Origin of the sequence: Autumnicola edwardsiae, assembly GCF_031846505.1 — a bacterium.
GTDB classification, from domain to species: Bacteria; Bacteroidota; Bacteroidia; order Flavobacteriales; family Flavobacteriaceae; genus Autumnicola; species Autumnicola edwardsiae.
Genome location: NZ_JAVRHP010000139.1, coordinates 1 through 5,479 on the forward strand (window position 1 = coordinate 1; position 5,479 = coordinate 5,479).

Annotated in this window: 6 protein-coding genes; 5 read left to right on the forward strand and 1 reads right to left on the reverse strand. The window is 41.4% G+C overall.

Annotated elements, in window-relative coordinates:
• Nucleotides 1-1,495 (reverse strand): alanine--tRNA ligase (gene alaS, locus RM529_RS15735; RefSeq protein ID WP_311485703.1); only part of this gene is annotated, 1,495 nt, incomplete at its 3' end.
• Nucleotides 1,496-1,626: 131 nt separating this feature from the next.
• Between alaS and RM529_RS15740 the strand changes: the two genes are divergently transcribed.
• The 5 genes from RM529_RS15740 to RM529_RS15760 are packed head-to-tail and all read left to right on the forward strand — an operon-like array spanning nucleotide 1,627 to nucleotide 4,762.
• Nucleotides 1,627-2,604, forward strand: a complete 978-nt coding sequence (locus RM529_RS15740) for a M23 family metallopeptidase (protein ID WP_311485704.1) — start codon at nucleotides 1,627-1,629, stop codon at nucleotides 2,602-2,604.
• On the forward strand, nucleotides 2,604-2,933 hold the full coding sequence (locus RM529_RS15745) for a MerR family transcriptional regulator (RefSeq protein WP_311485705.1): 330 nt from the start codon (nucleotides 2,604-2,606) through the stop codon (nucleotides 2,931-2,933). The genes RM529_RS15740 and RM529_RS15745 overlap by 1 nt, the downstream gene beginning before the upstream one ends.
• A gap of 2 nt (nucleotides 2,934-2,935) precedes the next feature.
• Nucleotides 2,936-3,532 carry a LemA family protein gene (locus RM529_RS15750; protein ID WP_311485706.1) on the forward strand — a complete coding sequence of 199 codons (597 nt, stop codon included), beginning with the start codon at nucleotides 2,936-2,938 and terminating at the stop codon, nucleotides 3,530-3,532.
• Nucleotides 3,533-3,535: 3 nt separating this feature from the next.
• Nucleotides 3,536-3,976: a TPM domain-containing protein gene (locus RM529_RS15755; protein WP_311485707.1), complete on the forward strand. Its 441-nt coding sequence runs from the start codon at nucleotides 3,536-3,538 to the stop codon at nucleotides 3,974-3,976.
• Nucleotides 3,977-4,762: a TPM domain-containing protein gene (locus RM529_RS15760; RefSeq protein WP_311485708.1), complete on the forward strand. Its 786-nt coding sequence runs from the start codon at nucleotides 3,977-3,979 to the stop codon at nucleotides 4,760-4,762.
• Nucleotides 4,763-5,479 lie beyond the last annotated feature (717 nt).

Consider the following 5,479-nt stretch of genomic DNA (forward strand, 5'->3'; position numbering starts at 1 on the left):
AAAAAGGGGTTTTATTAAAAACCACCTGAAACAGTTCTCCCTGCTTCTTATTTTCCACCTTCCGATATTTGGCAATTTTCACCTCAGACTCCAGATGATCATAACCAAGAAAAGCTTCTTTTTCTACGGAATTTAATTCTGTCCAATCCCCGGCAGTAACCTGCGTTGCGGCACGGGAACGATCTTTTTGCTTTTTTAATTCCGTTTCAAATTCTTTTTCATCTAAATCGTAACCACGCTCCCTAAGAATAAGCGCTGTTAGATCTATCGGAAACCCATAAGTGTCGTAAAGCTCAAAAGCTTTTTTTCCTGAAATCTTCTTCTTATCAGCTTCTTCAATAATATTTTCCAGCAGCACCAATCCCTGGTCCAAAGTCCTAAGGAAAGAAATCTCCTCTTCCCTTATCACATTCTCACAAAGTTGTTGTTGTGACTTAAGTTCAGGGAAAGTTTCTCCCATTTGTCGGCTTAAGGTTTCTACGAGCTTATAAATAAAAGGCTCTTTGGTATCCAAAAAGGTGAATCCGTAGCGAATGGCCCTCCTCAAAATTCTTCTTATCACATAACCGGCGCCGGTATTACTTGGCAACTGCCCGTCTGCAATAGAAAAAGCAACAGCTCTCACGTGGTCTGCAATAACCCTAAAGGCGATATTTGCCTTTTCTGAGGTATCGTATTTTTTATTCGTTACCGTTTCTATTTCCCGAAGTAGCGGTGTAAAAACATCAGTTTCGTAGTTGGATTGCTTCCCCTGCAGGACCATACACAAACGCTCAAAGCCCATTCCTGTATCGATATGCTTCGCCGGCAAATCTTCCAGAGAACCATCAGCCTTGCGGTTATATTGCATAAAAACCAGGTTCCAGATTTCCACAACCTGCGGATGATCGGCATTTACAAGCTCCCTTCCCGAAATCTTTGACTTCTCTTCATCAGAACGTATGTCGATATGAATTTCTGAACACGGCCCGCAGGGTCCCTGGTCGCCCATTTCCCAAAAATTGTCCTTTTTATTTCCGTAGATAATCCTTTCTTCAGGCACAATGGCCTTCCACAGTTCTAAAGCTTCTGTATCAAGCTCGAGCCTATCATTATCCTTACTGCCTTCAAAAACCGAAACGTAAAGATTTTCAGGGTTGATTTTGTAAACTTCAGTAAGTAATTCCCACGCCCAGTGAATCGCTTCTTTTTTAAAATAATCACCAAAACTCCAGTTTCCGAGCATCTCAAACATGGTATGATGGTATGTATCATGCCCTACCTCTTCCAGATCATTATGTTTACCACTAACCCTCAAACATTTTTGAGTATCGGTAACCCGGGAATTCTTAGGTTCTGAATTTCCCAGAAAAAATTCTTTAAACTGGTTCATTCCTGCATTGGTAAACATTAATGTAGGATCATCCTTAATCACCATAGGAGCGGAAGAAACTATGGAATGGGATTTGCTTTTAAAAAATTTAAGGAATTGGTTTCGGATATCTTGCGATTTCATGAAGCTCTTCTATTCTAAATTTTACAAAATTATGACGGCGATGAAACAATTCTTATATTTGTTCGTTTACCGTTTAAAATCTGCACAATAATGTACAGTAATGAATGGCAAAAATAGCACAAATTTAACTCATGTCGAAGGTTAAATATTATTACGATAGCGAGACACTTTCCTATAAAAAAATAGAGCGCCGTAAGGGACGCCGTTTAGGAATTGTTATGCTAAGTATCCTCAGTTCTTTTCTGGCTGGTTTTATCCTGCTTGTAATTTACCTTAATATCCCCCAGATTGAAACTCCTAAGGAAAAGACGCTAAAACGGGAGTTGCAGAACATGAAACTGCAATACGGCCTTCTGAACAAAAAAATGAATCAGGTTCAGGATGTGCTTGCCAATATTGAAGACAGGGATAATAATATCTACAGATTATATTTTGAAGCCAACCCAATTCCTGAAGAGCAGCGTAAAGCCGGCTTTGGGGGAATAAACAGGTACAAAGAACTTGAAGGTTTTGATAATTCCAGCTTAATTATTGAGACCACCAAGAGAATGGATATCCTAACAAAGCAAATAGTAGTGCAGTCCAGGTCTCTGGATGAACTTGCAGAATTGGCTAAAGAAAAGGGAAATTTACTGGCTTCGGTTCCTGCGATACAACCCGTAAAGAATGAAGATCTTAGAAGGATCGCATCGGGTTATGGATGGCGGACAGATCCTTTTACCAAAGTTAAAAAATTCCATTACGGGATGGATTTCACCGCACCCCGCGGCACACCGGTTTACGCTACCGGCGATGGCAGGGTGACCCGTGCAGACAATCGCTCTACGGGATATGGAAACCATATTAGAATAGACCACGGCTACGGCTACACCAGCCTTTACGGCCACTTATACAAATACAACGTGCGACGCGGACAAACGGTGAAACGCGGCGATGTTATTGGTTTTGTAGGAAGCACCGGGCGGTCTGAAGCTCCCCACCTGCATTACGAGATCTTTAAAGATGAAGACAGGATAAACCCTATCAATTTTTACTACGGAAATCTTTCTCCGGAAGAATTTGACGAGATCCTGGAGAAGGCTCAACAAGAAAACCAATCCCTCGACTAATGCATATTGACCTTCCGGAAAAACGTTATTATAGCATTGGCGAAGTTGCCGATGCATTTAAGGTAAATACTTCCCTTATCCGTTTTTGGGAAAAAGAGTTTGATGTAATTAAGCCGAAAAAAAACGCCAAAGGCAACAGGAAGTTCACCCAGGAGGATATTAAAAACCTCGAACTTATTTTTCACCTTGTAAAAGAGCGCGGATTTACATTGGAAGGCGCTAAAACACATCTAAAAGAAGAAAAGCAACAAACCCTCACCAATTTTGAAATTATTCGTAAGTTAGAGGGCATAAAAGCTACGCTTATAAATATTAAAAATCAGTTGTAATTATGAAGAAATGGCTAATCCCAACAATTGTAATCGTTGTTGTGGCAATAATTATTTACAGCCTTACTGCAGGCGTTAACAACACCGCGGTAGAACTGGAAGAAAACGTGACCAGGACCTGGGCAGATGTAGAAACCTCTTATCAAAGAAGAAGTGATCTTATCCCAAACCTGGTAAATACTGTAAGAGGAGCAGCAGATTTTGAACGCGGAGCTTTAACCGATGTTATTGAAGCCCGGTCCCGTGCCACTTCTATAAATGTAGATGCCAACAATCTTGATCCCCAACAAATACAGCAGTTCCAGGAAGCACAAAGCGGCGTATCATCAGCATTATCACGACTATTGGTTACCGTAGAACGTTATCCGGAATTGCGGGCAAATCAAAACTTCCTCCAGTTACAATCACAGCTGGAAGGCACAGAAAACCGTATAAGTGTTGCCAGAACCCGGTATAACGAATCGGTACAAGAATATAACACCTACATTAGAAAATTCCCGAACAACATTTTTGCAGGAATGTTTGGGTTTGAAAGAAAGCCCGCCTTCGAGGCAGAAGCCGGAGCAGAAAATGCGCCAGACGTGGAATTTGAATTTTAGACTATGAGCAAGACTGAAGAATTTTTGACGAAAGATGAAGAGGAAGAGATTGTAGAGGCCATAAGAACTTCTGAAAAAAACACTTCAGGGGAAATACGGGTTCATCTTGAAAAATCCACTGGCGAAATGGACATTTTTGACCGTGCGATGGAAGTTTTCCATATGCTCAAGATGGACAATACCAAACAGGACAACGGCGTATTAATTTACGTTGCCGTAGAAGATCGTAATTTCGTGATCTATGGTGATAAAGGTATAAACAACGTGGTTCCCAATGATTTCTGGGAAAGCACAAAGGATGCTATTGTAGCACAATTCAAACAGGGAAACTTCAAGCAGGGGCTGGTAGACGGTGTACTAAAGGCCGGAGAACAGCTTCAGAAACATTTCCCATGGAAAGAGAATGATGTAAACGAACTTTCCGACAAAATTTCAAAAGGATAAATGCTGATACCTACAAAAAAGCTAAGCCTAACCTTATTATCTTTACTTGCTTTTACCGGCATATGCCTTGCGCAGCGCGATATACCGCCAAAACCTTCTGAGGAAACCAGTGTGTATGACGAAGCAGATCTACTTTCTTCTTCTGAAGAAACCCAGCTGGAGCAAAAACTTATAAATTACGCAGATACCACTTCTACTCAAATTGTTGTGGTGACCATAAATTCACTTGAAGGAGAATACGCCGGAACCTATGCCACACATTGGGCACACGAGTGGGGAATAGGACAGAGTGAGCAGGATAACGGACTTTTAATTCTTGTAGCTGAAGAGGATCGTAAAGTATGGATTACCACAGGCTACGGTCTTGAAGAATATCTTACCGACAGCAATACTAAAGCTATTATAGAAAACGTCATTTTACCTGAATTTCGCACCAACAACTATTATTCGGGATTAAATGAAGGTACTACGGCCATATTTCAGGTTCTTAACGGCACTTTTAAGGGAACTCCCAGTCGTGGAGCTTCTGAAGGCACACCAATCCGGACGATCATCTTTTTTATCATTTTCATCATCATCCTTATTTCTATAAGCAGAAAAAACAGGGGAGGCAGAAATGGAGGTCGCAGAAGCGGCAGCAGCACTCTTTTTGACGCTATCATCCTCAGCTCACTAGGCCGTGGCACCTTTGGTGGAGGCGGTGGCGGCTTTGGTGGAGGCGGAGGCTTCGGAGGTGGTTTTGGCGGCGGCGGCTTTGGAGGCGGCGGAGCCGGTGGAAGCTGGTAATATTTGAAGGTTTGAAAAAAGTTAACGAGTAAAGCAGTGAAAGAGGCAAAAAATGAGGCGAAAATGCGACCTCGTATGTCAAAAAAGACCTTGCAGGATTAAATGACTCCTGCAAGGTTAATAAAACCTTGTAGGTCTCAGAAGAACTTCAGCCTAAAAATAATAGCATGCCGAAAATTGCCAGTTTTAAGGTATCGCTTAGAAACTTCAGAAGAGAAAGAGATATTTCCGCGACAATCTGCGCTTTCTGCGGGATAATTTTCACAGTATCTGTTCTGGATTTGTGGCTTCAGAAAGTGGAGTTAAAAAAGTGAGGCGAAAATGAGACCTACAAGGTCAGAAAAGACCTCGCAGGATTAAATGCTCTTGCAAGGTTTAGAAAACCTTGTAGATCTCGGTAGAACTTCAGCCTAAAAAAAATAGCATTCCGAAAATTGCCAATTTTAAGGCAACGCCTAGAAGTTTCAGAAGAGAAAGAGATATTTCCGCGGCAATCTGCGCTTTCTGCGGGATAATTTTCACAGTATCCGTTTTGGATTTGTGGCTTCAGAAAGTTGAAACGCGAAGCGAAAATGAGACCTACAAGGTCAAAAAAGACCTTGCAGGATTAGATGACTCCTGCAAGGTTTATAAAACCCTGTAGGTCTCAGAAGAACTTCAGTTTAAAAAATATAACCTACCGAAAATTGCCAATTTCAAGATATCGCTTAGAAGTTT